This window comes from Streptomyces tendae (genome assembly GCF_014650435.1).
In the GTDB taxonomy this organism is placed as follows: Bacteria; Actinomycetota; Actinomycetes; order Streptomycetales; family Streptomycetaceae; genus Streptomyces; species Streptomyces tendae.
Genome location: NZ_BMUY01000117.1, coordinates 1 through 550 on the forward strand (window position 1 = coordinate 1; position 550 = coordinate 550).

A 550-nucleotide genomic window follows, 5' to 3' on the forward strand; every position below is an offset into this window, starting at 1 on the left:
TGGAGTTGCCGGACCGGCCGTCGACGGACCCTGAGGAGTACGAGATCCCCACGCTCGGCAGCAACCCGCCCGGGACATCGGGCACGTTCATCGCGTAGGACCACGAGAAGTCGCCGGTGTTGAGGCTGGTACTCCACTGCGCCGACGACGACAACGGAGTGGCCTTGTAGTCGCCGCCCATGCTCGCGTCGTCGGCGACGGCCGCAAGGACGGTGGCGCCGGAAGCCTTCAGCGGGATGCTCGATGCGGTGAGGGTCGCCGACTCGGTGTCGTTGACGGCCTCGATGGGAGTGGCCTTACGGCAGGCGGCCTTGGCCGGGGTGGTGACCGCGCAGGTCGGCAGCTCGACCAGGCGCAACCGGTCGGCATAACCGCCACCGAACGCCTCGGCGATGGAGGAATAGTCGAGCCGAGCCCGTACGACGCCCCCGTTCCTCTTCGTGGTCGTGTCCGGCTCGTCGGCTTCCAGACTGAACAGCAGCCCGTCCGCTCCAACCTGTCTGGCGCTCTCCCGGTCGAATATCCGGGCCCGCACCTTCTCGGGCGCTTG

Annotated in this window: 1 protein-coding gene; it reads right to left on the reverse strand. The window is 68.4% G+C overall.

The features are described from left to right. Positions 1–550, reverse strand: a 550-nt coding sequence (locus IE258_RS40910) for a hypothetical protein (protein ID WP_229892797.1), incomplete at both ends; no start/stop codon positions are given.